Annotated in this window: 28 protein-coding genes; 14 read left to right on the top strand and 14 right to left on the bottom strand. The window is 50.1% G+C overall.

Going from position 1 to position 26,709, the window contains the following annotated elements; translation table 11 throughout:
- Positions 1-47: 47 nt before the first annotated feature.
- Positions 48-1,079 carry an isochorismatase gene (locus tag AWQ21_RS04215; protein WP_065713470.1) on the bottom strand — a complete coding sequence of 344 codons (1,032 nt, stop codon included), beginning with the start codon at positions 1,077-1,079 and terminating at the stop codon, positions 48-50.
- Positions 1,080-1,555: 476 nt separating this feature from the next.
- Between AWQ21_RS04215 and cynS the strand changes: the two genes are divergently transcribed.
- A complete protein-coding gene (gene cynS / locus AWQ21_RS04210; protein ID WP_065713469.1) occupies positions 1,556-1,999 on the top strand; it encodes a cyanase in 444 nt (147 codons plus the stop codon).
- Positions 2,000-2,128: 129 nt separating this feature from the next.
- Here the strand turns inward: cynS and hemJ are convergent, their stop codons facing one another.
- Entirely contained in the window at positions 2,129-2,743 is a 615-nt protein-coding gene (hemJ, locus tag AWQ21_RS04205) for a protoporphyrinogen oxidase HemJ (protein ID WP_012306273.1), read from the bottom strand.
- 88 nt (positions 2,744-2,831) lie between these two features.
- Positions 2,832-3,542: a hypothetical protein gene (locus tag AWQ21_RS04200; RefSeq protein ID WP_065713468.1), complete on the bottom strand. Its 711-nt coding sequence runs from the start codon at positions 3,540-3,542 to the stop codon at positions 2,832-2,834.
- A 114-nt stretch (positions 3,543-3,656) separates the two neighbouring features.
- Here AWQ21_RS04200 and AWQ21_RS04195 point away from each other — a divergent pair, with 114 nt between their 5' ends.
- The gene (locus tag AWQ21_RS04195; RefSeq protein ID WP_157094694.1) at positions 3,657-4,481 is read left to right on the top strand and encodes a hypothetical protein; all 825 of its coding nucleotides are present in this window, start codon (positions 3,657-3,659) and stop codon (positions 4,479-4,481) included.
- 15 nt (positions 4,482-4,496) lie between these two features.
- A complete protein-coding gene (locus AWQ21_RS04190) occupies positions 4,497-4,886 on the top strand; it encodes a DUF2358 domain-containing protein (protein WP_065713466.1) in 390 nt (129 codons plus the stop codon).
- A gap of 21 nt (positions 4,887-4,907) precedes the next feature.
- Here the strand turns inward: AWQ21_RS04190 and AWQ21_RS04185 are convergent, their stop codons facing one another.
- The 7 genes from AWQ21_RS04185 to AWQ21_RS04155 all read right to left on the bottom strand — a co-directional run bounded on the left by AWQ21_RS04185 (position 4,908) and on the right by AWQ21_RS04155 (position 12,877).
- Positions 4,908-6,443 carry a bifunctional ADP-dependent NAD(P)H-hydrate dehydratase/NAD(P)H-hydrate epimerase gene (locus AWQ21_RS04185; protein WP_065713465.1) on the bottom strand — a complete coding sequence of 512 codons (1,536 nt, stop codon included), beginning with the start codon at positions 6,441-6,443 and terminating at the stop codon, positions 4,908-4,910.
- Between the two features lie 44 nt (positions 6,444-6,487).
- Positions 6,488-8,185 carry a DNA mismatch repair endonuclease MutL gene (mutL, locus tag AWQ21_RS04180; protein ID WP_065713464.1) on the bottom strand — a complete coding sequence of 566 codons (1,698 nt, stop codon included), beginning with the start codon at positions 8,183-8,185 and terminating at the stop codon, positions 6,488-6,490.
- Positions 8,186-8,226: 41 nt separating this feature from the next.
- Positions 8,227-8,574: an endoribonuclease MazF gene (mazF, locus tag AWQ21_RS04175; RefSeq protein ID WP_065713463.1), complete on the bottom strand. Its 348-nt coding sequence runs from the start codon at positions 8,572-8,574 to the stop codon at positions 8,227-8,229.
- Positions 8,568-8,810 carry an AbrB/MazE/SpoVT family DNA-binding domain-containing protein gene (locus AWQ21_RS04170; protein ID WP_065713462.1) on the bottom strand — a complete coding sequence of 81 codons (243 nt, stop codon included), beginning with the start codon at positions 8,808-8,810 and terminating at the stop codon, positions 8,568-8,570. The genes mazF and AWQ21_RS04170 overlap by 7 nt, the downstream gene beginning before the upstream one ends.
- Positions 8,811-8,976: 166 nt before the next feature.
- Positions 8,977-10,662 (bottom strand): dihydroxy-acid dehydratase, encoded by a 1,686-nt coding sequence (gene ilvD, locus AWQ21_RS04165; protein ID WP_065713461.1) that lies wholly within the window; start codon positions 10,660-10,662, stop codon positions 8,977-8,979.
- 93 nt (positions 10,663-10,755) lie between these two features.
- The gene (locus AWQ21_RS04160; RefSeq protein WP_157094693.1) at positions 10,756-12,126 is read right to left on the bottom strand and encodes a hypothetical protein; all 1,371 of its coding nucleotides are present in this window, start codon (positions 12,124-12,126) and stop codon (positions 10,756-10,758) included.
- A 274-nt stretch (positions 12,127-12,400) separates the two neighbouring features.
- The gene (locus tag AWQ21_RS04155; protein WP_065713459.1) at positions 12,401-12,877 is read right to left on the bottom strand and encodes an Hsp20/alpha crystallin family protein; all 477 of its coding nucleotides are present in this window, start codon (positions 12,875-12,877) and stop codon (positions 12,401-12,403) included.
- Between the two features lie 367 nt (positions 12,878-13,244).
- On the opposite strand from AWQ21_RS04155, the gene AWQ21_RS04150 reads away from it, so the two are divergent.
- From AWQ21_RS04150 to AWQ21_RS04130, 5 genes are all read left to right on the top strand, one after another.
- Entirely contained in the window at positions 13,245-14,228 is a 984-nt protein-coding gene (locus AWQ21_RS04150; RefSeq protein ID WP_065713458.1) for an alpha-ketoacid dehydrogenase subunit beta, read from the top strand.
- Positions 14,229-14,268: 40 nt separating this feature from the next.
- Positions 14,269-15,672, top strand: a complete 1,404-nt coding sequence (gene secD, locus AWQ21_RS04145; RefSeq protein ID WP_065713457.1) for a protein translocase subunit SecD — start codon at positions 14,269-14,271, stop codon at positions 15,670-15,672.
- Positions 15,673-15,704: 32 nt separating this feature from the next.
- Positions 15,705-16,676, top strand: a complete 972-nt coding sequence (gene secF / locus AWQ21_RS04140) for a protein translocase subunit SecF (RefSeq protein WP_065713456.1) — start codon at positions 15,705-15,707, stop codon at positions 16,674-16,676.
- 85 nt (positions 16,677-16,761) lie between these two features.
- The gene (locus AWQ21_RS04135) at positions 16,762-17,157 is read left to right on the top strand and encodes a hypothetical protein (RefSeq protein ID WP_065713455.1); all 396 of its coding nucleotides are present in this window, start codon (positions 16,762-16,764) and stop codon (positions 17,155-17,157) included.
- 14 nt (positions 17,158-17,171) lie between these two features.
- Positions 17,172-17,675, top strand: a complete 504-nt coding sequence (locus AWQ21_RS04130) for a TolB family protein (protein WP_065713454.1) — start codon at positions 17,172-17,174, stop codon at positions 17,673-17,675.
- A 23-nt stretch (positions 17,676-17,698) separates the two neighbouring features.
- On the opposite strand, the gene AWQ21_RS04125 is transcribed toward AWQ21_RS04130, so the two are convergent.
- Complete coding sequence (locus tag AWQ21_RS04125; RefSeq protein ID WP_065715213.1) at positions 17,699-18,121, bottom strand: hypothetical protein; 423 nt, start codon at positions 18,119-18,121, stop codon at positions 17,699-17,701.
- 167 nt (positions 18,122-18,288) lie between these two features.
- On the opposite strand from AWQ21_RS04125, the gene AWQ21_RS04120 reads away from it, so the two are divergent.
- A complete protein-coding gene (locus AWQ21_RS04120) occupies positions 18,289-19,323 on the top strand; it encodes a tocopherol cyclase family protein (RefSeq protein ID WP_065713453.1) in 1,035 nt (344 codons plus the stop codon).
- Here AWQ21_RS04120 and pdxA read toward each other — a convergent pair.
- Positions 19,271-20,347 (bottom strand): 4-hydroxythreonine-4-phosphate dehydrogenase PdxA, encoded by a 1,077-nt coding sequence (gene pdxA / locus AWQ21_RS04115; protein WP_065713452.1) that lies wholly within the window; start codon positions 20,345-20,347, stop codon positions 19,271-19,273. The two genes, AWQ21_RS04120 and pdxA, sit on opposite strands and share 53 nt — an antisense overlap.
- A 242-nt stretch (positions 20,348-20,589) precedes the next feature.
- Complete coding sequence (gene msrB / locus AWQ21_RS04110) at positions 20,590-20,991, bottom strand: peptide-methionine (R)-S-oxide reductase MsrB (RefSeq protein WP_065713451.1); 402 nt, start codon at positions 20,989-20,991, stop codon at positions 20,590-20,592.
- A 164-nt stretch (positions 20,992-21,155) separates the two neighbouring features.
- On the opposite strand from msrB, the gene AWQ21_RS04105 reads away from it, so the two are divergent.
- Positions 21,156-21,392, top strand: a complete 237-nt coding sequence (locus tag AWQ21_RS04105; protein WP_065713450.1) for a hypothetical protein — start codon at positions 21,156-21,158, stop codon at positions 21,390-21,392.
- Positions 21,393-21,406: 14 nt separating this feature from the next.
- On the opposite strand, the gene argF is transcribed toward AWQ21_RS04105, so the two are convergent.
- Complete coding sequence (gene argF / locus AWQ21_RS04100) at positions 21,407-22,327, bottom strand: ornithine carbamoyltransferase (protein ID WP_065713449.1); 921 nt, start codon at positions 22,325-22,327, stop codon at positions 21,407-21,409.
- A 234-nt stretch (positions 22,328-22,561) separates the two neighbouring features.
- Between argF and AWQ21_RS04095 the strand changes: the two genes are divergently transcribed.
- The 4 genes from AWQ21_RS04095 (at position 22,562) to AWQ21_RS04080 (ending at position 26,702) form a co-directional block, all read left to right on the top strand.
- Positions 22,562-24,478: a long-chain fatty acid--CoA ligase gene (locus AWQ21_RS04095; RefSeq protein ID WP_065713448.1), complete on the top strand. Its 1,917-nt coding sequence runs from the start codon at positions 22,562-22,564 to the stop codon at positions 24,476-24,478.
- 120 nt (positions 24,479-24,598) lie between these two features.
- On the top strand, positions 24,599-25,042 hold the full coding sequence (locus AWQ21_RS04090; protein WP_065713447.1) for a YlqD family protein: 444 nt from the start codon (positions 24,599-24,601) through the stop codon (positions 25,040-25,042).
- 86 nt (positions 25,043-25,128) lie between these two features.
- Positions 25,129-25,965: a prephenate/arogenate dehydrogenase gene (locus tag AWQ21_RS04085; RefSeq protein ID WP_065713446.1), complete on the top strand. Its 837-nt coding sequence runs from the start codon at positions 25,129-25,131 to the stop codon at positions 25,963-25,965.
- Between the two features lie 68 nt (positions 25,966-26,033).
- Positions 26,034-26,702 (top strand): protein-L-isoaspartate(D-aspartate) O-methyltransferase, encoded by a 669-nt coding sequence (locus tag AWQ21_RS04080; RefSeq protein ID WP_065713445.1) that lies wholly within the window; start codon positions 26,034-26,036, stop codon positions 26,700-26,702.
- The last annotated feature ends 7 nt before the right edge of the window (positions 26,703-26,709 follow it).

The raw sequence follows: 26,709 nt of genomic DNA, 5'->3' as shown, positions 1-26,709 counted from the left end.
AGGTTTTCACGTTGGCTAGATTGTACATAATTCCCTCTCCCAGACAACTACAGATTTAGTCCCGGAAAATCGGCGATCGCCATCGTCGAACGCACAAGTTGCATCCCCGCTGCGGCAAATCGAGCAAAGGCTTGATCCGCCTGGGCCGTAAAGTCGACCACCCCAGGGATAACCACCGGGGAAGTACAGTCCTCTAAAAGATAAACTTTCTTTGCCAAGGCTGGGTCGTGACGCAAAATTTCCGAGAGTAAATCGTCCACCGTCCAGGCGAGACAGTGGCTTTTGGCTTGCCCCGCAATGATCAGCGCATCAAAGGCCAATAATTTTTGCAGGAAACGGGTATTTTCCTGGGCAATGGGTTGTCCCTGGGCATCTTCTAATACTTCTGGCCGCAATGCAGAATAATTTTCCGTGAGGGGATTGTCCCCTTTGATCTCAAAATGGGTTTGGCTATGGCGCACTAAATTATGGAAAAAGATAGCTTCTTCTATCGCTGGCACAAGGGCGTGGCCAATCCCCCCCAACATGGCGTGGTAGGGCCAAATCGTCAGGGGATATTTCCCCGCTTGGCTGAGTTGGGCAGTGTAGTGGCGGGCATATTGTTGTAACTCTTCGTAGTCCCGTTTGGCACTAAAGGCGATCGCCGGATTCACGCGCCAAAGACCCTGGTCAACTTCCGCAAAGCTAATTTGACTCGCGGGTTGGGGATGTTCACCTGCGGCATTGACCCAAAAGACCGGGTGAAAAATTTGCACGGCCCTGTGGGTATCCATGGTGGGGGTGATGGCGGTGATTGTCCCAATATTTCGGTAGATAAATTCACACAGACGTCGGTTATCTTCCACGGCCCCCAGCCCCGATTGGCCGCCGACAAACAACTCGAACTCCGGGATACAAAAGGTATTCTGCACATCGACCACCAGGAGGCACACGCGGCAACAGTCAGTGGTGGCCGGCTTAATCCCATGTTCTGTGGCCCAGGTTTCGGCAGCGGCGGCTCGGTCTAGGTAGGGGACACGCCAGATCTGACCAACGGTCTGGGGATCAAAAAAAGCAGGAATGGGTAATTGGTTCGCCATAATCGATACCTCACGGGCAACAGATATTTTCGCCATACCCCTATTGTGGTGTTTGAAAAACACATTGTCAAATCGAGGTCAGCAAGGAGGAAGGCGATCACTGAAGTTAGGCTGCATTGACCGAAACGATAATTTGCATGATGTATTTTTTGAATTGACTTGATGTACTTTTAGCGCGAAGCGTTGATTTTTGTCACAGTTTCCCAGGTTCAACATACAATTGTTGCCATTTAAAAGCGTATCTTTGATTACATTGCGTTGATTTTTTAACCCGTTTAATAGCAAGCAATCACTCCACCAAAAGTTTTTTTGCTAATACCTACTGGGATGTTTTTCATACAAAAACGATTTCAGTAAATCAAGGTTGAAGTCAATCTTTTTTTGATGTGGTATGGACAAATTTGCCCTGATTAATGGCTCAAATTGTCCACAAATTCTGTGCAGTTGAATTTATTTGATAACGGAGAAAAATTTCTATGGCGATCGCCGTAATTACCGAAAAATTACTTGCTGCCAAAAAAACAACAGGTCTTAGTTTTACTACCCTCGGCGAAAAAGTCGGCCGTGATGAAACTTGGGTGGCGGCTGTGTTTTACCGTCAAGCCAGTGCCGATGAGACGGAAGCAAAAAGCCTCGTCACCGCCGTGGGTTTACCGGAAGATTTCGCCGCAGAACTCACGGAGCCTCCCCTCAAAGGTTCCCTAGAACCCGTCATTCCCACCGATCCGTTGATCTATCGCTTCTACGAAATTATGCAAGTGTATGGGATGCCCATCAAAGCAGTCGTCCACGAAAAATTTGGCGATGGGATCATGAGTGCGATTGATTTTTCCATTGAAGTGGATAAGGTTGAAGACCCTAAAGGTGATCGCGTGAAGGTCACCATGTGCGGTAAATTTTTACCCTACAAAAAATGGTAAGCGATTTAAAAATCACTGGGTTTTTCTTTTTTGAATTTCAAGTTTGATGTACATGACAAAGTCCCTAGATCTTTTTTAGAGGATCCAGGGACTTTTACTAATGACAATTCACAAAATCGAAGGATAATTTTAAGGATTGGACGTCGCCACTTGGCTCTGGGCTTCCCGGAGTTTTTCTTGATCCTTACGGCGTTTTTTCGCATAGAGTTGGATCGCAGCAGCCATAAAGACAATCAGGGCTAGAATTAAACCCCCTGTCCAATTGAGGGGCAAACTATTTTTAAATACTGCCAACATCACGATAGTCACTAACAGGAGGGTCGGCGCTTCGTTGAGGGCGCGGAACTGCTGGCCTGTCCAAGTACAGGTGCCTTCTGCCAGCTTGCGCATGATCCGCCCGCAGAAAAAGTGATAGACCAGCAACAGAACAACCAAGGCCAATTTGGCATGGAGCCACCAGGCTTTTAAGACCCCTGGTTCGGTACTAATCACGGCGATCGCCATGGCCACGGTCACAAACATTCCCGGTTGGGTAATGATGTTGTAGAGGCGCTTTTCCATCAACTCATATTGTTTTTTGAGGATACTCCGGGCGGGTTCGGGTTCCTTTTCGGCTTCAGCATGGTAAACAAAAAGGCGCACGAGGTAAAACAACCCCGCAAACCAGACCACCACACCGATAATATGGAACGCCTTGAACCAAAAATAGGCCTGGGGAGCAATCTCTGACCAAAACTGTGTCATAGGAAGTTTCGATAAAAATCTTTATATCGTTTTTAGTCAGTGTAAAAGGGGCTGGGGGCGATCGCCGCAGTTTTCTTCGAAGTTGACATTAAATGTTAAATTCTCCGTCACAGCCAAACCAAGCAGGGGAAAGGAGATCACCATAGACCACCCCGTGATTTTCTGTGGCAAGGTTTGTATCACCATTGGAACTCACCCGCCAAATGGGCCAGGATTCCTCCCCCATGACCCCAGTTTGGAACAGGACATCCTCGGCATATTGTTCGCTCCAGCCCAACAAAATGGCATGGCTATATTCGGTTTCGATATTGGGTTGGAGGGTAATACTCCGTTGGGTTTTTGCATCCCAGACCACCGCAAAATCCGACATCATACCACTGTTAAAAAAGCCTTCAAACTGCCGTGCCAGGAGCTTTTGACCATTGGCAGACCAAGACACGGGAATTAATAACGAAATTAAACCTGCTGCATCGTTTCCTTCAGCTTCCTGGAGTGGCTGGGGAGCTAAAGGCGATCGCGCCATCACCGTATTTAAAATGCCTGTTTGCAAATTTTCTACAAATAAAACACTGGTGACCTGACTTTCCTGGAGTTGCGGGCGCAGTGCTAACTGAATCCGACTGTAGGCGGCATACTGATGGCGACCGTTTTTCAACGAAGGACTGCGATAGACATCGGCACTCCTCTGGTCTCCGGCGGCCACCGTTGCTTGGGTCTCTAAAATCCACTGCCAAGGGATGGGAAAGGGACTGTGGAGCGGATCCGTAATGAGCTGGGGGTCGGCGGTGGAGATAGACATGATCTCAGGGGGGAAGGAGCGGTAAAAAAAGGATAAAACGGCCAGGCGATGGTTTAAACAAACCTGAGCGGCGGGGTCTCTAGGGCATTAGAATAGCGATAAATTATTGTGCCGATGGCGACGACTACTGTGAGTTCATCTTCACCCCACCCCCCAATACCGTCAACGAAATCCCGCTTTTCTGTAACAAAATGGATCATCGCAACCCTGGGCCGCACTGCACTTTTGCTGGGTTCTGGTCTCGGGGCGATCGCCTTGGGGATCTTGGTGGGTCATTTTATGCCACGGGCCGCGCCAAAACCGCCATTATTTTTACGGTTATGGGCGACAAATTCTGCTGGAATGACCCAACCGACTCTCAACGAAACCATTGCTGATTTATCGGCCGCAGACCGGGCCGCCATTGAACAGGAAATTGCTGGCATTCAAGCCCAACTGGATGTCCTCGAAGCGCGCACCCAACAACTAGAGGCAGAACTCGATCTGGGTCAACAACAGGCAGATTTAGGCGATCGCCTCAATAATTTGACTGAACTCCTCACCGCTGACCCCAGCACCTTTGACCCCCAGGCTGCCCCCGCAATGACTTCGCAAAATCCGGAACCGTTAAAAATCACCCTGCCCAGCAATGCTCTATTTAGCGCCGATGGACAACTTGTCGCCGAGGCTGCGGAAATTCTGGGGGCGATCGCCATCGATCTCCAGCAGCAGGAGCGCCAAACGATCACCATTAGCAGTTATCAAGTTGGGGCCGATGCCACCAAGGCCACAAGCCTCGCCCAACAGCAGGCCCAGGCCGTCCAAACTTACCTTGCTGAGGCTCTCCCCGGTGATTATCGCTGGCTCGTGGTCGGCTATGGCGAACAAGCTGCCGCTGACCCCACAGAAGACGCAATAGAAACCACCAGCCAAGCCCGCCTCGAAATTCGTACCCAATAGTCACAGGTTTTGCCGATGGATCTCCTCGATATCTTGCGCCAGGATTACCAAAACTTTCCCCAGGATCAAACCTTTGCCATTTACAGCGACGATGTTTTTTTCCAAGACCCCCTCAATCGGTTCCGGGGGCGCGAACGCTATCAAAAAATGATCGGTTTTTTAGGACGCTGGTTTCGGGATATTCACTTGGAACTCCACGACCTCCAGCAAACTCAACAAACCATCCGCAGCGATTGGACGCTATCCATGACTTGCCCTCTGCCCTGGCAACCCCGTTTACGCATTTCTGGCCATAGTCTTTTGGAAATCAACGCCGATAACTTAATCATTTCCCACATTGATTACTGGCAAAAACCACCCCTCAAGATATTAATGCAAGTTTTTCGGCCGCCCACTTCTCCCTAGGTCGTTCCCAGAGGTTTACGCTCAGGCAGATTTTGTTGGCCATTGCTGTAAAACTTTAATGAGAAATTCCGCCAAAGTGACCCCATCGACCCCGGCAACGGTTTTGGCCTGGGCTGCAAGAATTCCGGCTTGGGCGTGCCACCAAGCGGCGATCGCCGCAATTTCTAAAGGGGCCTCTGGATGTTGGGCCAAAAGGCCACCGATTAAACCCAGGAGAACATCACCACTGCCGCCCCGGGCTAGGGCTGGGGTACTTTCTGTAACGCAATGGGTCACACCATCGGGCCGGGCAATCACAGTTTTTGCCCCCTTCAAAAGGGCGATCGCCCCGGTCAGTTGAGCTGCCATTTGGGTCATCTGAAATCGGTCGGCGGTGATGGGAATTTGATCCGCAAACAGACGTTTAAATTCACCGAGATGGGGGGTCAAAATCGTTGGGAAATGACGGTTTTGGAGTACTTCTAGATCTTCTTCGGCCAGCCAATTAAGGGCATCGGCATCCAGCACTAAAGGCACTTCCCGCGGCATGAGGTCGGGCATTAAATTGGTCGCCCCCGCCAGGGTCAAACCGCAACCACAGGCCACCGCTTGATACCGGGAAAAATCGAGGCTCGGCAGTTGGGCGATCGCCCCCGTTTCATCCTCTGGGCAACCAAGGACCAAAGCCTCCGGCAGTTGGGCCACCACTAACAATTTCAAGGATTCTGGCACCGCAATGGTGAGCATGCCAATACCCGTTGCCCGCGCTCCTAAAGCCGCCAGCAGCACACTCCCCAGGTACGTTTGGGAGCCACCGATCAGCAATAAATGGCCTTGTTTGTATTTGTGGGTCAAAGGCGATCGCCCCAAGGGTAATAGACGTTGCAATAGACCCTGGGGAATGCCTTGAATCGTATTTTTAGCCGATAAGGCTTCTGCAATTACATGGGAAGGAATCCCAAAATCAAGACGGTTAACTTTGCCCAAAAAAGGTGTGGCAGCATCCTGCCCGTAGGCTCGCTTCCAAAGACCTAAACAGAGACTTTCTGTCGCTTGAATCGCCGTACCAAGCACTTCTCCAGTATCGGTATGGAGTCCCGCAGGCAAATCAATGCTGACAATGGGGCGGCCCGATTCATTCAGTTCATCAATTAATAATCCTAAATTCCTCGTGATCGGTCGCGTTAGACCAAAACCAAACAAACCATCAATAATTAAATGACTTTCTAAAAATAAATCAAGATCTTTTGTGTGGGAAATTCCTAAAAATTGTGCATAATCCCAATGGCTTTGGGTCAAGGATTTCAGTTTTTCTAAAGGGCGAAATAAGCATAGTTCATAACCAGCAAAATATAATTCCCGGGCAACAACCAGAGCATCACCACCATTGTGACCAGGCCCTACTAAAATGCTGATTTTTCGATAATCTTTTAGAGGATAATGATTTTGAATATATTGGGCAATTAGGCCCGCTGCCTTTTCCATGAGGGCTGGCACTGGCATTCCCTGGTTGAAAATTTCTGTTTCGAGGTGCTGCATTTGGGCGGCAGTGACAAAAATCTGGTCAAGCTCAAGCATCGTTTTTGGGGTAAAGGTAAAGAGTCAATCAACTTTTAAAATACTCATTTTTCGGTAATGCCGTGGCTTTTGCCCAAAACCCAATGGCGTCGGAAAAACCGATATAGAGAAGTTTCTTCTAGGGCGAGGTAAATGGGGCGTCCGTGGGGACAGGTGCTTGGGTTTTGACACCGTTGCCAGCGATCAATGATTGTTTGCATGGCTAAAAAATCTAGCGGTGTGCCATTACGGACAGCCGTTCGGCAGGCGATCGCCACTTGGGCAGCCTCCAGATCTCCCCCTAGGCTGAGTTCTAGTAAAGCCGCTTCTAAGTCAGTATTATCTTGCAAAGCTCTCGGAATGGTATTCACCCGCCAAATATTTTCCCCAAAAGCTTCTAGCTCAAGGCTAATATTCTCTGTCAATTGCTCAATTTGTTTAGGAGATAAATCATTTAAAAGTATCGGTTGGGGCAGAGAAATCAATTGCCAATTTTTGTGTAAATCTTCATAGATGGCGCGCTCATCGGCAATGTGCTGTTCTACGAGCCAAATTCCCTCGGGATGCTCCACTAAAATATAGGTATTCCGCGCTTGACCAATGACTGTTAAGGATTTTTGAAGCGGATTTTTGGGGACGATATCGGCTTGATTTTCTGATGATTTGAGTGAATAATTTTCCGATTTCTCTGCTGCTTGAATGAGATTTAAAACCCGCTGATTTTCGACACGTGGCAAACTCGCCTCACTAAAACTTAAACTTTTGGCGATCGCCTGGGGAATAATCTCTTGCCAGAGGGCTTGACTTTGCAGATAAATTTCACTTTTAGCAGGATGACGATTCCAGTCGATCTGTTCCGGTGGCACGTGGAGATGAACAAAACAAACGGGATGGCGATCGCGGGGCAAGGTGCGAACAAAGGCTTTTGTAATCGCCTGTTCTAAAGCGGGAAATCTGACGATTCGTCCGTTGATACCGAGCTTTAACCAGTCAGCTTGGTGGCGGTGGCAACGGTCTGGTAAACCGAGCACTAATTCCAAACGACTCTGGGAAAAACTAGGCTGATATTCTTCTAAGAATTTTGAGGCTTGATAGTACTGATAAATTAAGTCTTGAATGTTAATCGATTTGAGCAGTTGCGGCAGAATATCCTGGGCATTTTTACCCGCACCAATGGCAAACCAAGGTTGATTATTTTGGGTTACTTGCCAGGTAATTTGCGGGTGACATAGGGCTAAATGGTAAATAATTTGCTGGGCGGTCTTTAATTGCTGGGCGATCGCCGGTAGCGCATGACGCCGCACCGGAAAATTCTGAAAAATATCTGTCACCGTCACCATCGTTCCCACAGCCATGGGCTGAAGCACCGGATCGGAAACGGTATCTTGGTGGGCCGCGAGTTGATAACCGTGTTGATTTGGCTGACAACTGGCGATAGTAAGCTTCGCCACCTGGGCAATACTATGGAGTGCTTCCCCCCGAAATCCAAGACTTTTGATGTGGGCTAAATCTTGGCGATCGCCAATTTTGCTCGTCCGGTGGGGCAGGGCACATTGCTGTAAATCTTCCAGATCCATTCCTTGCCCGTTATCTACTACCCGAATTTGCCAACGTTGGGGCTGAATATCGATGTTAATGCGTGTCGCTCCCGCATCAATGGCATTTTCTGCCAACTCTCGCACCACCGCCGCTAGGGAATCAATCACTTCACCGGCCGCGATGAGTTGAATCACATCATTGGGAAGTGGTTTGATGCTGGCCATATAATAAAATTATTTTTCCTAAATTTACCCGGTCTTTTTGGCTAAAAAATTAATGGCTTTAGCTTTGCTTGAACTTCTTCAACAATATTTTGGGGAGCTGTTTCCACAAACCGGACTTGCCGGACTTGCCAATCTAAACATTTGATTTGATCAACTAAAATCACACCTTGGATTTGTAAATTGGGCGACAGTGGCACTTCAAAAGGATAGCCTTTCCGCTGTTTTGTGATCGGGATCAGCAATGCCAGCGAAGTTTTGGCGTTATAGGTTTGGGGCGAGATGACGAAAGCAGGTCGGTGGCCACTTTGCTCATGGCCTTTAGTCGGGTTGAAATCTAGAAAAATAAGATCTCCGCGACGGGGAATATAAACTTGATGATGTTTCACCACACTTCATTTCCTGTGGCGAGGCCGCTGTCAATTTCTCCGTGGAGATTGTCCGGTGTAATCGCTTCTAGAAGTTCCTCTAGGGAATAGCTGGGAGCGGTTTGTGGCGTGATCACAATTTTTCCTTCAATCACCCTTAAATCGACAGTTGATTTTTCAGTGAGAGCAAGCTCCTCGGCTAAATTTTTAGGAATCCGGATGGCAAGGCTATTGCCCCACTTTGCGGTTGTTGTGATCATAGCAAAGCCTGTCGAAATACGTATATACAATGTTTCTACATTGTATATACGTATTTGAATATTGGTTATGTGGCCAGTCGTCAAATAGCACTCTAAAAAACCAGTTACAAAAAAGGCACGCCACCGCTTGATGACGCGCCCCACCATAAATCGAAAATCAATGACTTTAGAACAGATCGATATCGGTTACTGCACCTTTACTGCTGGTGGAAACAATCTTGGCATACTTCCCAAGGACACCACGCTTATAACGGGGTTCACGAGGTTTCCAAGCGGCGCGACGTTTCGCCAGTTCCTCATCAGGAACATTGATTTGCAGTAGTTTTTCGTGGGCATCGATGGTGATGCTGTCCCCTTCTTCCACGAGGGCAATATTGCCACCCACGAATGCTTCCGGGGCAACGTGACCAACCACAAGGCCATAGGTGCCACCAGAGAAACGCCCATCGGTGATCAGACCGACAGAATCGCCCAGACCAGCACCAATAATCGCGGAGGTGGGCGCTAACATTTCCCGCATTCCGGGGCCACCCTTCGGCCCTTCATAACGGACGATCACCACATCACCAGCGACAATCTTGCCAGCGAGGATCGCATCGAGACATTCTTCTTCAGACTCAAAAACGCGGGCGGGGCCAGTGATTCGGGGATTTTTTACGCCACTGATTTTCGCCACAGAACCTTCTTCGGCCAGGTTGCCTTTGAGGATCGCCAGGTGTCCCTTTTCGTACATTGGCTTATCCCAGGGACGAATTACATCCTGATCGGGAGAGGGTTCGCTCGGAATGTCGGCGAGGGTTTCAGCGATGGTTTTGCCGGTAACTGTTAAACAGTCGCCGTGGAGAAGGCCGTGATCCAAGAGCATTTTCATCACCTGGGGAATACCGCCCGCCTTGTGGAGATCGGTGGCAACGTAGCGGCCAGAGGGCTTGAGGTCACAGATGACGGGGACGCGCTGGCGGATGGTTTCAAAATCATCGATGGTCAAATCTACGCCGATGGTATTGGCGATCGCCAACAAATGTAAAACTGAATTCGTGGAACCGCCCACGGCCATAATCACGGAAATCGCGTTTTCAAACGCCTTGCGGGTGAGGATATCCTTCGGCAAAATCTGCTGCTTGATCGCATTGACCAGAACACGGGCTGACTCTTCCGCACTGACTGCCTTTTCTTCATCTTCGGCGGCCATGGTGGAGGAGTAGGGCAAACTAATCCCCATCGCCTCAAAGGCCGAGGACATCGTATTAGCGGTGTACATCCCGCCGCAGGAACCAGCCCCTGGACAAGCGTTTTTCTCAACAGCCAACAATCTTTCTTCGTCGATCTTTCCGGCGCTAAATTCACCGACGGCCTCGAAGGCACTGACTACCGTGAGGTCTTCGCCGTCTAGATGGCCGGGTTTAATCGTGCCACCATAGACAAAGATTGCAGGGATATTCATCCGGGCGATCGCCAATACCGCCCCCGGCATATTTTTATCACAACCACCAATCGCCAGCACCGCATCCATGCTTTGACCATTACAAGCCGTTTCAATGGAGTCAGCGATCACATCCCGCGAAACAAGGGAATACTTCATCCCTTCAGTACCCATGGAGATCCCATCACTAATGGTGATCGTCCCAAACATCTGCGGCATGGCCCCCGCCTCCCGGATCGCCTTATCCGCCCGTTGGGCTAGGTCATTGATTCCCATATTGCATGGCGTAATCGTACTGTACCCATTCGCCAAGCCTACAATTGGTTTACTAAAATCATCATCCCCAAAGCCCACAGCCCGGAGCATGGCACGGTTCGGGCTCCGCTGATGACCTTCGGTGACTACCCGGCTACGTCGATTGTCGCTCATAACAAATAGAAATCAAGATTTACATCAAAATAACCTTTCTATTGTCCTTTTTTTTCGAGCTTTTGGATAGGGATTCTCTAAAGTTAACCACTACTACCCAGGGACTGTAGGGCAATACTGAGGAGCCGTCAGCACCAACGCCAAAATAACCTGAACCGTCTCAAAAAAGCCCATGAGCCACTGGCACTCTTCCTTGGGTTGGTCTTGGTATTGCCCCAGCAAAAGATTGAGGGCTTGTACCAGTTCACCATAGGTTTCGGGCGCAACCAGCACCAATTTCAATAACAAAATACTGAGGGTTAAATATTCCCGCTGAATCATCAAGACAGGTAAAGGATGGGATAAATCTTGCAAATGTTCAGGATCGAGCAGGTAATGGATTAAATTGCGGCAAACATCATTAATCAGTGCTTGGTTGAGGGTGATGCTGTCCCCTTCGGGATAACATTGCCTGAGATGTTGCAAAACCTTATCGGGCAGCCACTTCAAACGACGCGGCGAAGTCATGGCACAGAACAAATAATCAACAAAATAGGGCTGCCAAGTGGCAAAGGTATGATCGTCTGTCTGGGCTAAAAATTGAGTGGCAATATCAGGATAACTGGGCTTCTTTTTAACCACTAAACGATGGATCAGGTTCAACGCAACATCTTCAATGAGGGTGGGATTTTTAATGGACTCTCCCGTCGCGGTCATTTTTCCCTTTGTCGACAGGTACATCACTAATCGGTAGCGATAACGGTTATTAAATAATTGGTAAAGCAGCTTGGAGGCCCGTTGTTGTTCTGGGGAAGATTGTGGATTCGTCACTTGGGCAAACAACATAAAGCCCACATAGCGATCGCCCCAAGTGCGTTGATTTGTCTCACTAGGAGGCGCCAAGACCCGAAAGACCCGACATTCCTCAGTTTGCACAAATCCCCGTAGCCAATCCTGAAATCGTTCTGTGGTCAACGACCCATCACCCGTCTGAGATGTTGACGTCAGCAGCAAATGGGCAAGTTTGGCAATGTGCTGGATACTTTCTTGATTGAGACAAGTCTCGATAAACAGATAACAACACCGTTTGAGAACCGCAATAAATCCCGTGCGCCGATTGGCAATGATCAGCTGATAACTTGCTTGCTGCAGGGATTCTGGACATTGAGATGCATCATAACCAACGAAAAATGCCTGAAATAATCCCAAGCAATCATCAAGGGGAGCTGTTTGGAGGGTTTGGACAAAGCAATCAAAAACAACCTGTTCAGGAGAGATTTCCGGCTTCGGCAACAATGATTCTACAGGAGCTAAGGGGTGTTCGAAATCACGGCCTGAAGTCATGTCCGGAAGCATGCCTGTTGATTGCAGCACTGTCTCTTCCAATGATACATTGGCTCGTCCTGATGGGTCGGTCTTTGCGCTGCGGCGGGCCGATTTCGACGTGATCGGCGGTAGTTGGTTCAGTGGCAACAGTTGTTCCATGACGTTTCGCCCCCCGGCAATCGCCAGTTTTCTTGACTACCTTTATGATAAAGTTCCAGGCTTGTCGAGCATTACTTCCGTGGACAATTCAAAGAAAAGCTTTATACTTCATTGCTTCTTTAGATATATGGCCAAACTTTATCCTAGGTTCACATTGGCGAGGCCCCTCGCAGTTGGTCGAAAATAATGGCCTTCCTAAATTTTCAGGGAGGCCAAAACGATCTTTAAAGATCTTTATGGATTAATGGTGTCCTGCAGAACGACCACTGGGGAGTTATTCGGTTGGTTCTTCAAGAACTTTTTGAGCTTCGGGGCTTTTACCCAGTTGTAGTTTGACAACTTTTTTCGCTACGGGAACAACTTTGGGCATCTTCAAGGTCAGAACGCCATCTTTAAATTCTGCTGTGGCATTTTCGTGGTCAATGGCGACCGGAAGCGCGATGGTGCGATCAAATTTTCCATAGCGGAATTCAGAATGGTAGCAGCCTTCATCTTCTTGCTCTGCTTCGTATTTATATTCGCCGGAGATGCGGACTGATTCACGGGTCAACTGAATGTCGATATCGTCAGCAGCAATGCCAGGAAGTGCAGCTTTCAAGGTTAATTCTGCGTCTCCGTTGAGTAGCTCGACAGAGGGACGCCAGGGAGAGCCACCTTCTCCTTGCCAGCCGACAAGTTCATCGAAAATGCGATTCATTTGGGTCTGAACTGTTTCTAGTTCAGAAAATGGCGAGAAGTGCACTAAAGACATATATGACCTCCTAAGAGAATCGACTTTTTGCTACACCTTCATTATCGATATTCTTCAGGAATTTATGGATGGCAAAAACCGTATCTTTTTGGTGAAATTGCCGCAGAATTGCCGACTTTTCTTCGGGTTACAACCTTCATTTTTTTAGTGAAAATTTAAGGTTTTTCTCATACTGATTAGTACGGTTTGATGATTATTCCCAAAAAGGGCGATCGCCACCGGACAGAGCCTGCCTCCATATAGGGTTTCTCCGTCCGATCCCAGACCCCCGAAAGCATCGGCTTCGATCCCACCAGATTGATGGCGCAAGAAAGGCTCAGGAATGATACGATGTCACTTGCTGCGATAGGTTTTAGAACGATTTCATATGGCGGAAACTTTACTTTTTAATGCGCTGCGTCAAGCTATCGATGAAGAGATGGCGCGTGACGAGACAGTCTTCGTTATGGGCGAAGATGTGGGTCATTACGGCGGTTCCTACAAGGTAACGAAGGATCTTGCGAAAAAATATGGTGACCTGCGCGTTCTGGATACACCCATCGCAGAGAACAGCTTCACCGGGATGGCTGTTGGGGCTGCCATGACTGGGCTGCGGCCGATCATCGAAGGGATGAACATGGGCTTTTTGCTGTTGGCCTTTAACCAAATTTCTAACAACGCTGGGATGTTGCGCTACACTTCCGGCGGTAATTTCACAATTCCCATGGTGATCCGTGGTCCTGGGGGCGTCGGTCGTCAGTTGGGGGCAGAGCACTCCCAACGCCTAGAGGCCTATTTCCAAGCGGTACCGGGCTTGAAGATTGTGGCCTGTTCTACCCCCTACAATGCCAAGGGTTTATTAAAGGCGGCGATCCGTGATGAAAACCCCGTGCTTTTCTTTGAGCACGTGCTGCTCTACAACCTAAAAGAGAATTTGCCCGATGGGGAATATATCGTGCCCCTCGACAAGGCGGAGCTAGTACGGGAAGGGAAAGATGTAACCATCCTGACCTATTCGCGGATGCGCCATCATTGCACCCAGGCGATCAAAACCCTCGAAAAACAAGGTATTGATCCGGAATTAATTGATCTAATCTCCTTGAAGCCCATCGATATGGAGACGATCGCCAAATCCGTGAAGAAAACCCACCGGGTGATCATCGTCGAAGAATGTATGAAAACGGCGGGGATTGCGGCGGAAGTGATGTCTCTGATCAACGAGCAACTGTTCGATGAATTGGATGCGCCGGTGATGCGTCTCTCCTCCCAGGATATTCCCACCCCCTACAACGGCACCCTGGAGCGGCTTACCATCGTCCAACCCGACAACATCGTCGAAGCAGTGCAAAATATGTTGGCTCTGAAGGTCTAAACACCAGCGACCAACTGCGGTTCATCCTCCTAGATCCATTATGCAAAAACAACGCTTAATCATAGTTGCAGTTCTTTTTTTGGTGGCGATCGCCATCACGATTTTGACAACCTTACCCCTCCAACTTGGTCTAGATCTCAAAGGTGGCGCCCAATTGACGATCCAGGTACAACCCAATGCCGAAGGAGTTGTCGTCGAAGCCAGTGATACGGCTGCCGTGAAGCGAGTTATCGAAAATCGCATCAATGGTCTAGGAGTTGCCGAACCCATTACCCAACTCGTGGGAAATGACCGCATCCTTGTGCAATTGCCTGGGGTGACTGACCCTGAACAGGCAGAGCGAGTCCTCGGTGGCACGGCCCAGCTAGAGTTTCGGCCCCAAAACCCTGATACCGAAGCCGAATTCCAAGAAACCTACGCCCTCCGTCGCCAACTCGACGCTCAGTTAAATAGCCTCCGCGCTAGTGAAAACCCTGCCACTAGCGATGCCGAGATTGAAGAATTAGAAACGACCATTGACAGTCTCGATCAAGAAATTCTTGCCCTATTTGAGCCCGTTGGTTTAGTCGGTGAATATGTCACCAATGCCCAACCCGCTCCCACCCAGGCTGGTAACAGTTGGCAAGTCTTTCTTAATTTCAATGCTGAGGGGGCCGAACTCTTCGCCGAAATTACGAAAGGTTTAGCTGGGACAGGTCGGAGCGTGGGCATTTTCTTAGATGATGCACTCCTCAGCGCCCCCACCGTTGGCCCAGAATATGCCGCCCAAGGGATCGCCGGAGGCAATGTGACCATTACCGGCAACTTTGACATTGATACTGCCAGCGATCTTGCGATTCAGATTCGGGGTGGGTCGTTACCCTTCCCGGTGGCCGTAGTTGAGAACCGTACCGTGGGGGCAACCCTTGGCCAAGATTCCATTCGCCAAAGTATCTATGCAGGGATTGCGGGCTTAATTCTGGTATTGGTCTTTGTGGCGGTTTATTACCGTTTGCCGGGGCTGATCGCAGATGTGGCTTTGGTGGTTTATACCCTGCTGACTTTGGCCTGTTACTCCCTGGTGGGGGTCACGCTGACGTTACCGGGGATTGCTGGATTTATCCTGAGCATCGGCATGGCTGTAGATGCAAACGTGCTGATCTTTGAGCGCACCCGGGAGGAGATTTACAAGGGCAATACCCTGTACCGGGCTGTGGAATCGGGATTTTTTAACGCTTTCTCCAGTATTCTCGATAGTAATGTCACCACTTTGATCGCCTGTGCAGCCCTCTTTTTCTTGGGTTCGGGTTTGGTCAAAGGTTTTGCGTTGACCTTGGCGATTGGGGTCGGGGTGAGTATGTTTACTGCGGTGACCTGCAGCCGGACTTTACTACTGTTGACGGTGTTGGGTTTGCCGGCGGTGCGTCAAAATCCCAAGTTGTTTGCCCCCAAAGTCCCCAACTAATTTCCTTTGCCCTCTAGTCTGTTCTTAACCCGATGACTTTTAAATTTAGCGTCATTAAACAGCGTCTCCTTTGGTGGTCTGTTTCAGCGATCGCCATCCTTGCGAGTTTGTTGTTTATGGGCATTTCCTTCAACCAACTTCAAGCGCCTCTCCGACCCAGTTTAGATTTTGTTGGGGGCACAAAAATCCAAGTGGCCCTCGATTGTACGGTGGCCGATAACTGTACTGACCCTTTAGAAACGGCGACGATCCAAACCGTTGTGAATGACCAGGGGGTCGGCAGCAGTACGGTACAAATCTTGGGCCAAGAGCGAACCACTTTTTCAGTGCGCACGCCCCAGCTTGATGTGGATCAACGGAGCCGCTTACTTGACGCCCTAGAATCTGAGGTGGGCGCCCTAGACCCTGGCACGATCCAAATTGACTCGGTGGGGCCAACCATTGGTCGGGAGCTATTCATCCAAGGAATGCTCGCTCTCCTGGTTTCTTTTTTTGGGATTATTGTTTATCTGAGTATCCGCTTTCAGTTTGACTATGCACTGTTTGCGATCGCCGCATTGTTACATGATGTGTTGATCACGGCTGGGGTCTTTGCGCTGCTCGGTCTGGTGTTAGGGGTTGAAGTGGATAGTCTTTTTCTCGTGGCCCTACTGACGATTATTGGTTTTTCTGTGAATGATACGGTGGTCATTTACGATCGCATTCGCGAAAACCTTAATGCTGACGAGGGGGATAGTATCGATCAAATCGTCGATCACTCCGTCCAGCAAACCCTGGGCCGTTCCATCAACACCACCCTCACTACCCTATTGCCGCTTTTGGCCATCTTTTTGTTTGGTGGTTCGACCCTCAAGTTTTTTGCCCTCGCCTTGATTATTGGCTTTCTATGCGGCTCTTACTCTAGTATTTTTGTCGCCAGTACCCTCCTGGCTTGGTGGCGCAATCGTAACGGTGCGCCCCCCACAGTCACCAAAGAGGCGGTGAATGTCACAGAATTTTCCTAGCCATTGCAGGATAATTTTCCGGTAGCAAAGACAATCCCAGGATTTGGCCTGACCCATCTGGTAAATATGTTTAGGGTGAATGAATATGGGCGATCGCCAACTTCAGGAAGCACCAACAGAGCATCATTTCAATCCCTTGGCCCGCAAGCTAGTGCGGTTTACTTTCCTCTGGCGTTGGCTACTGGTCGCTTTGCTATGGCTGATCTTGGGGAGTTACGGCGTTTGGGCATTACGGGAAGAATTTTCCCTCTGGCGAGACCATTTGACCTGGGCAGTGGTGCGCTTAAGCCTCGGTTATCATTACTGGGCCAGCATTGCCTTGACAATCTGTGTCGCCTATACCTGTGCCGTTTTAGTTTGGCATAGCCAGAAATTAACCCAAGGTTGGTCTCAACGGGAGCGGTATCGTTTCAATCAGTGGGCACAGAAACTGACCCATAACCAACGTCACTGGCTTTGGAAGATTTTGAAGCGACTATAGACATTCGGCATTTCATGAAACTAGGCGCGACCTACCGTTGGAAATTGTTATTGAGTGGTATCCTGTTTGGGCTGACGGGCTGTGGTCGAGCACTTTTTTATCAACCCCAAATTGCCACGGGGGGAATCAACAGTAATTTTGCCGAAGAATTTCCCAGCTACAGCGGCGATGGGCGCTATCTTGCCTTTGCCTCAGAACGGGACGGCCGCCGCAATATTTTTCTCTACGACCTCCAAACCAATCAATTAGTCAACCTACCCAACCTCAACCGCCGCGACTCCAGCCAAGACCAACCGGATCTCAGCGAAGATGGACGCTTTATCGCCTATGTTTCTACGGAACGAGGTCGGCAGGATGTGTTTGTCTATGATCGCAACCAGGGGCGATCGCAGTTGTTAACGGTGAATCTACGGGGTTCGGTGCAAAATCCCACCATTAGCGGTGATGGACGCCGCGTGGCCTTCCAGAGTAATGAGCGGGGGCAATGGAATTTGATGCTGGTGGACGTGGCTCCCTAGTGGCAACCTAACTGCGGTATGGCCTATAGGTCAGAATGGTGTTGGCGCGACCGGAGACGTTTATGGATCGCAGACAGTTGCTCACGGGCGTAGTGGGGGCAATGGGGCACTGGAATATTTACATTCGGCCAATCTGTGAGATCTGCACAGGGGCAGCCATTTTTCAGGCCCACAATATCGAAGGGCATGGGCATCGTACAACGGGGACAATTAGCAATATCCCAGCGCTCTGAGAGCAGATCCGCGATGGTTTGGGTTGTACCCTGGAGATAACAGTCACGGTTTGCGTTGAGATCTTGCCAGCAGGCCTCAAAGTCTGGGGAATATTGATTTCCTTCGAGCACTGTCGTCGGTAAGATTTGGCGATCGCCCTTGGGACAGATCACCGGTTTACCCACCTGAAACCAGTAGGCTAAATATTGCTTAACTTGATTTACAGTCGCCATATATCTATCTTCTTCTTGCTTCATATAACCCCTAAAAGTACGTTGCCCCCATCGTCCCTATCCTATCGAGAAAACAGAAGACCCGTGGCGATCGCCTCCGTCTGAGCCTCGAAAAGCAATTTTTTTTAAGATCGTTTTTAGATTTCAGCCCATAACCGCCTTTTTGTATGAATTTTTGTGAACCGCCCCACAGTGGCTACCATTGGGATTACCATACCCCCCGTTTCTTTGAAGGTTGGTATTTTCGCGTCACCTTACCGGAGTTGGGTGATAATTTTGCCTTTATGTATTCCATCGAAGATCCCCTTGGCGATCGCCCCCATAGTGGCGGTGCCGTACAAATCTTGGGTCTTCAAGATGAGTATCTCTGGCGTACTTTACCGAACGTGAAAAATTTTTGGGCCGATCATCAACGCCTCGCCCTGGGCCATTGGCGACATCGTCCCTCAAATTTAAAGCCCCAACTCCTTGCCCCCAGGGTTTTCCAGGACAAAATTCAGGAAGGCTACCAAGCAACGGCGACCCTCAATCAAGGCCGGATTGTCGATCCGGGCACCGGAGAAGTTTGCCAATGGCACTACGAAACAAAGCCGATCTACGGTTGGGGAACGTCCGGTAAACCCACCGCCAATTGGTATTCTTTCTTGCCCATTTACGATCCCGGTTGGCAGGTATTGCTGGCCCACGGGTTAAGTACGGGTTGGATCGAATGGCGAGGCAAACGCTATGAATTTAGAAATGCCCCGGCCTATAGCGAAAAAAATTGGGGCAAATCCTTTCCGGAGGCTTGGTTTTGGCTCAACTGCAACGCTTTTAGAGAAGAAAAAGACCTCGCCCTCACCGCCGCTGGAGGTATCCGGCAAATTTTAGTGAGCGAAGAGGAAGTGGGCTTAATTGGCATTCACCACCGTGGAAAATTCTACGAGTTTGCCCCCTGGAACAGTACCGTTACCTGGAATATTTCTCCTTGGGGCTACTGGGAAATGACCGCCGGCGATCGCCAAGGGTTTACGGTTTATCTTAGTGGGAAAACCGACCTACCGGGACAACCTTTGCGGGCACCGACCCACACCGGGCTCCAGTTTTGCTGTCAGGATACCCTACGGGGCCAAATTTCTCTCAAACTTTTCGCCCCAGACAAAACGCCCCTCATCCAAGCAACGAGCGATCTGGGGGGGTTAGAAGTGGGGGGACAGTGGTAGCAGCCCGCTGCTGGCTAATTTTTGCGGCCAGTTTAATCGCTTCTTTCATGCTGGTGGGATTGGCGATGCCTTGGCCCGCAATGTCAAAAGCAGTGCCGTGGTCAGGGGAAGTCCGGATAAAAGGTAAACCGATGGTGGTATTGATCGCGTAGTCAAAGGCCATCAGTTTCACCGGGATTAACCCTTGGTCGTGGTAAAGGGCCAGATAAGCATCGGCGGCGGGTTTAAATTCTGGTTTGCCATACCAAGCTTTGCCTGCATTGACCCACATCGTATCGGGAGGATACAGCCCTAACAAATTTGCGTTGGGATATTGTTGTCGCGCTCTCTGGAGCCAAGCGTTTAACCAGTCCATTTCCTCGGTTCCCAATTGGCCATTTTCGCCACTGTGGGGATTTAAGCCGGCGATCGCCACCTGGGGATTTGCTAACCCAAAATCTTGCTGGAGCGATTCTAAAAGGAGACTAAGTTTCAAATCTATCAGCCCTGGATTTAAGGTTTCTGGCACCGCTTTTAGGGGAATATGGGTCGTCGCTAACAGCGTCCGCAATGTCCAGCCGGTGTAGGGAGATTTTCCGATAAAGGCCATGCCATAGCGAGTGGTTTCGCTTTTTTGAGCGAGGACTTCCGTTTGGCCGGGGTAATTATGGCCCGCTGCTTGCCAGAGGGATTTGGCAATGGGGGCGGTGACGATGCCCGAAAATTCTCCTTCTAGAGTTTTTGTAATGGCCGTATCAAGGCATTGGAAGGCGCGATCGCCCGTAGTTGCTGAACCTTCTCCCCAGGTGAAATCTTGCAGAGATTCATTGCCGTTTGGTTCGAGAATGTCTAACTCACTAGGAGCAATCAAAGGTGATTCCGTCCGGTTTTTGAGGTGCTGATAGGTTTTTTCGAGCGAGAGGCGATCGCCAATGACCGTCATCGGACAAAGCGCTCTAATTTCTGGATCCGCCAGGGCTTTTAAAAGTACCTCTGGGCCAATACCAGCCGGATCACCAATAGTCAAAGCGAGGCGAGTTTTCATAGGAGAGGAGAGTCAGCGAATAAAAAAATCCTCCTTAGAGGGAGGTGCCGAAGGCGGAGGGTGTCTCTCCCCTATAAGGGGAGCTAGAGGGGTGTGGGTGTTCTCAGTAAGTTAGTGGCCGACACTCCCCTAACCCCTCTCAAGAGGGGAACAGTTGGCGGGTGTGCTGGAGAGTCCCAAAATTTTCCCTAGAGGGAGGTGCCGCCGGAGGTCTTATCCCTTGGAGGGGAGTTAGAAGGGTGTTACTCGGTTTTCGGTTCGAACTTCAGGGCCACGGAATTGATGCAATAGCGTAAGCCTGTGGGGGGCGGCCCATCGTTAAATACGTGACCCAGATGGGCATCGCATTTTGCACAAAGCACTTCCGTGCGCTTCATGAAGAAACTAAAGTCATTTTTTTCGGCGATCGCCTTGTCGTCCACCGGTTGCCAATAGCTCGGCCAGCCAGTACCCGAATTAAACTTCGTATCCGACGTGAACAGGGGCGCACCACAGCAAACACAATTGTAGGTGCCTTCCCCCTTGAAATCGTGGTATTCGCCGGTAAAGGCCCGCTCGGTGCCATGTTTGCGGGTAACTTTGTAGGCTTCTGGGGAAAGTTGCGCTTGCCATTCGGCGTCGGTTTTGACAACTTTATCGGTCATGGTGGTGTTTTGTCTCCAAAAGTGGGGTTGCACTGCTTTGTATCGTAACAAGATCGACTGGGAGGAAGACAGGGGAGAAATCCCCCAATGGATGTTGTGGGGTCGGGGCTTTCGGCTATACTCAACAAGGTTTTTTTATTCCATTTCAAGGAGAGCGCCAAAAGATGCGATGTGCCATTATTAGTCGTGCCGGTCAAACTCTGGCGCGAGGTAAGTTAGTCCTAACCCCGATCGACAATGATCAACAACGGCTCGATCTCGTCACTGACGGGGGTCGCTACCTAGAGGGAGGGCTGGTTGCCCCCGATGGCGATATGACCGAAGCCAGCTTAGAGCTATCACGGAAATTTTTTGCGATGTGGGGGATGAGTAATCTCCAGCTACAGATCATCCTCCGCTAGATCAAATACTTGAGTTAGACAATGCCGAGAAGACTGGCTATTAGTGCTTTTTGGGCGTGCATCCGGTTTTCGGCTTGATCCCAAATCTTGGATTGGGGGCCTTCCATCACGTCGGCGGTAATTTCTTCACCCCGGTGGGCCGGTAAACAGTGGAGGGCGATCGCCTCTTTATCGGCGAGGGCCATCAGTTCGGCGTTGACTTGGTAGGGCTGGAAAATGGGTACGCGACTATTAGCGAGGTCTTCTTGGCCCATACTGGCCCACACATCGGTATAAATGGCGTGGCACCCTTCGGCGGCTTCCTTGGGATCGTGGGTGATCAAAATCTGACTGCGATCGCCGGCGATATTCTTCGCTTGGGCGACAATCTCCGGACTGGGTTCGTAATCTTTGGGGGTGGCGATGTGAATATTCATACCCACCAATGCCCCACCCAGGAGGATGGAATGGGCAACGTTATTGCCATCGCCCACGTAGGTCATGGTCAGGCCTTCTAATTTGCCAAAGGTTTCCTGCATCGTTTGCAGATCCGCCAACATCTGACAGGGGTGCTCTAGGTCGGTGAGGGCGTTGATAATCGGCATTTCACAGTAGTCGGCGAAGGTTTCGAGATCCTGTTGGTCAAAGGTGCGAATCGCCAGAATATCGAGGTAGCGGTCTAAAACCCGCGCAGTATCTTCGATGGGCTCACCCCGGCCCACTTGGGTACGGTTCGGGTTTAGGTCAATGACATTGCCACCCAGTTGGTACATGGCCACGCTAAAGGAGACCCGGGTGCGGGTAGAGGCTTTGTAAAACAACAGGCCGAGGGTTTTTGGGCAGGTGGGGGCGATGTTCCCCTGTTTGAGATCCGCCGCCAGGTTTAGCAGGGTAATAATTTCAGTGCTGCTGAGATCTGCAATGCTCAGAAGATCCCGACCCTTGAGTGCATTCATCCTGTTTCCGGCTCCTTACCGTGGCAAAAAAATCATTATAAGCTCCCCTCCAGATTCCACAAAAGTTTGCCAGGGCGATCGCCCTGGGTCTTCGTCAGGAAATGTTGATGGCGATCCCCAGGGTGTGACACCTGAAAAACTGTCTACTTTTGGGGAGATGGGTGAAATCTAGTTTTAAAGTAGGATTGTAGCCATGATTTTGGCTTGTTTTTTGCGCTTTTGAATGGAATTGCCATGAGCACTGCTGCCTCCTACGACCAGATCCAATCTTTATCAGAAATTTGGGCGATCGCCGCCGAGCGTTATGCCGACATTGTTGCCCTCTATGATCCCCACCAAAAACCAGAATTTAAACTGACCTATCATCAGCTCTGGCAGAGGATTCAGCAGTTTGGGGCTGGCCTCCAGGCGCTTGGTCTGCAACCCCAGGAAAAAGTCGCCCTGATTGCAGACAATAGTCCCCGTTGGTTCATTGCCGATCAAGGCAGTATTGCAGCAGGGGCGGTGAATGCGGTGCGCTCATCCCAAGCAGAAAAGCAGGAGTTGCTATACATCTACGGCGACAGTGAAAGTCAGTTTCTCATTGTTGAAGATTTAAAGACCTTTGAGCGGCTCAACCCAGAAATTACAGACTTACAGCCCCGGGCCGTTATTTTCCTCACCGATGAAGAAGTGCCGGAAACCGATCTCGCCATTTTTAATTTTTCCCAACTGATGACCCTCGGCAACCAGGAACCCCTCGAAATGCCGAGGCGATCGCCCCAGGATCTAATGACCTTAATTTATACTTCTGGCACGACGGGCAAACCCAAAGGGGTCATGCTTTCCCATGGCAATGTCCTCTACCAAGTGCTTAATCTTGACCAAGTGATCCAACCCAACCCCGGCGATGTCACCCTGAGTATTTTGCCCACCTGGCATTCCTACGAACGGGCCGCCGAATATTTCCTCCTATCCCAGGGCTGCACCCAGATTTATACGAATATTCGCAATATTAAAAAAGATCTGCAAACCTACAAGCCCGGCTATATGGTCGCTGTGCCGCGCATTTGGGAATCGATCTATGAAGGAGTGCAGAAAAATCTCCGGGAACAGCCCGCCAAAAAACAAAAGCTGGTGAACTTTTTCCTCACCTGTTCCCAAAATTATGTCCTGGCCCAACGCATTGCCAATAATCTCAGCCTGGAGCATTTCCATGTTTCTCCCCTGACACGATTAATGGCTAAATCAAAGGCGATCGCCCTTTATCCCTTTCACCTCCTCGGCAACAAGCTCGTTTACGAAAAAATCCGTGGGGCCACCGGCGGCAAAATTCGTTATGTGATCAGCGGCGGCGGCTCCCTGGCCCAACACATCGACACCTTCTTTGAAATCGTCGGGATCAATATTCTTGTGGGTTATGGCCTCACCGAAACCTCTCCTGTCACCAATGCCCGCCGCCCGGAACGCAATGTGCGTGGCTCCGCTGGCCCAGCCCTCAAAGGCACCGAAATCCGCATTGCCGACCCTGAAACCAGGCAAACTCTATCCCAGGGCCAAAAGGGACTGGTTTTAATCCGTGGCCCCCAGGTGATGCAGGGCTACTACCGCAAACCCGAAGCCACCGCCAAGGCCATTGATCCCGAAGGCTGGTTTGACAGCGGCGATCTCGGCTGGCTCACACCCCAGGGCGATCTGGTTTTAACCGGGCGGGCAAAAGATACCATCGTTCTCACCAACGGCGAAAACATCGAACCACAACCCATTGAAGACGCCTGTGCTCGCAGCCCTTACATCGATCAAATTATGCTGGTGGGCCAAGATCAAAAATCCCTCGGTGCGTTGATCGTGCCGAACCTCGAAGCCCTCGGTCAGTGGGTGTCCCAGGGTGGCCTCGGCTTACAATTGCCAGACCCTCGCACCCCCTCAGAACAACTGCCCCAAACGGATCTGTACAGTAAGCCCGTCTTGAATTTATTTAAACAAGAACTAAATCGGGAAATTAAAAATCGGCCTGGCTATCGGGTAGATGACCGCATTAGTGATTTTGCGTTAATTCTGGAGCCTTTTTCCATGGAGAATGGCCTGATGACCCAGACCCTCAAAATTAAGCGGCCTGTGGTAGCAGAAAAATATGCGGCCTTAATTGCTTCCCTTTACGACAAAGATTGAGCGACTCGGATGGCGGAATCTTGGGGTATTGATGCTACCCTGAGAATATTTTGCAGATAGGGCGATTTTGGCCCGCTGATTTAACAAAATTTAGTTATATTTCTCTAGGAAAACATTCACATGGACGGAAACCAAGTGCCTACCGTTACCCTCAAACGCCCGATTAATCTTAAAGTCATCGTGACGCCCCGCTGGAAAGAGGAAGTACAGCAGCAACTCCAGGGGCAAATAGCGACTTTTGATGGTCAATTACAACAACTGGATGTCCAGGGAAATCGCACTATCAGTGAACTCCAACAACAGGGCAATACCCCCCAGGTCGCCCAACAAATGGAAAATATCCAACTCCAGGTTAACCAAAAAAAGCGGGAACTCCTTGAGAAGAAAAACCAAGTGCTCCAGCAGCTCCAACAGGTACAGAATTTAGAATTAGATCAAGAGTTTCTCCAGGGTCAAATGGAGAGTTTCTTTGATGTAAAAGTGGGTGACAATCTGGTGCGCAAGCTCAATGTTGAACTTGTAGTTCGGGATGGTGTCATCGAGGAAATTCGCGGCGACCTCTAATTTTTTTGTGATTGCTGTCGTGTGACAGTGTGCGGCTCCCCCGGTAACACTTGCGGTGCGGGGGATTTTTAATGGGGAAAAAATTCATGAAAATTGGCATTGTGGGACTGGGTTTGATTGGTGGATCCTTGGCGATCGCCTTCCGGGAAAATGATTTAGAAGTGTTGGGGGTTTCCCGCCAAAGTGCAACCTGTGAAACTGCCTTGACCAAGGGGATTGTCACCGAAGCCAGCACAGATATGAGCCTACTCCGGGATGCGGATGTGGTCTTTCTCTGTACGCCGATCAAAGCAATTTTACCCACGGCCCAAGCCATTATTTCCCACCTCAAACCCACGGCAATTTTGACGGATGTGGCCTCGGTGAAGGGGGAAATCGTCCAGGCGATCGCCCCTCTGTGGCCTAACTTTATTGGCGGACATCCCATGGCGGGCACCGCTGAACAGGGCATTGACGCCGCGCTTCCCGGATTGTTTATCAATGCGCCCTACGTTTTAACGCCGACCCCTGAAACTTCCCCTGATGCGGTAAAAATCCTCAAGGACTTAATCACGCTGCTCCAGAGCCGTTTCTACTGCTGCGCCCCAGAGATTCACGATCAAGCGGTGGCCTGGATTTCCCATCTGCCCGTTTATGTCAGTGCGAGTCTGATCGCGGCCTGTGGGTCAGAAATCAATTCAGAGGTTTTACAAATGGCGAAAGCCCTGGCAAGTTCTGGCTTTCGGGATACCAGTCGTGTTGGCGGCGGCAATCCAGAATTGGGTTTAATGATGGCCCAGGGAAATCGACAGGCATTGTTAAAATCCCTCACTGATTATCGACAGCAGTTAGATCAAGCCATTGAATTCATCGAAACAGAAAACTGGGAGGCGATCGCCCAATTCCTCGCAGCAACCCAACAACAACGACCAGACTTCCTCTAGCTTCCAGCGGTACAATAGAGGTAGGAGGAAGTCGAAGGATTCAACTGCATTGATCCTCGCCAGCGACCATGGATCTTCCACCCACCAATGATTTCTGTGCCGATCCCACCGTTGCGTTATGTCAGCGGATGGTCAGGCAGCAAATTATCGCCAGGGGCATTGACGATCCTGCCGTCCTAGCCGCGCTCCAGAAAGTACCCCGGCATCGCTTTGTGCCTGCTTCCCTCCAGAATCTTGCCTACGCCGATCAACCCCTCACCATCGGCTATGGCCAAACCATTTCCCAACCCTACATCGTCGCCTACATGACTGAGGCGGCTCACCTCACCCCTAGGAGTAAAGTCCTCGAAATTGGCACGGGGTGCGGCTACCAGGCGGCGATCCTCGCAGAAATTGCCCAGGAAGTTTTTACCGTTGAAATTGTGCCCGAATTAGCCCAGCAAGCCCGCGATCGCCTTGAAGCATTGGGCTATCAAAATATTCACTACAAAATTGGCGACGGTTACAAGGGTTGGCCAGAATTTGCCCCCTACGACGCGATCCTTGTCACGGCGGCCCCAGACCATCGTCCCCAACCGCTACTGCAACAATTGGCGGTGGGTGGCCACCTCGTGATTCCTGTGGGCACCATCGGCCAACGTCTCGAAGTCCTCCATAAAACTAGCACTGACCTGGAAATGGAAAAGGCGATCGCCGTGCGCTTTGTGCCACTCCAGGGTCATAGCTACGGCTTTTAAAACGGCT

Source organism: Picosynechococcus sp. PCC 7003, from assembly GCF_001693255.1.
Classification (GTDB): Bacteria; Cyanobacteriota; Cyanobacteriia; order Cyanobacteriales; family MRBY01; genus MRBY01.
The sequence above is the reverse complement of the archived record's forward strand: the minus strand, read 5'-3'. Positions and strand labels throughout refer to the sequence as shown.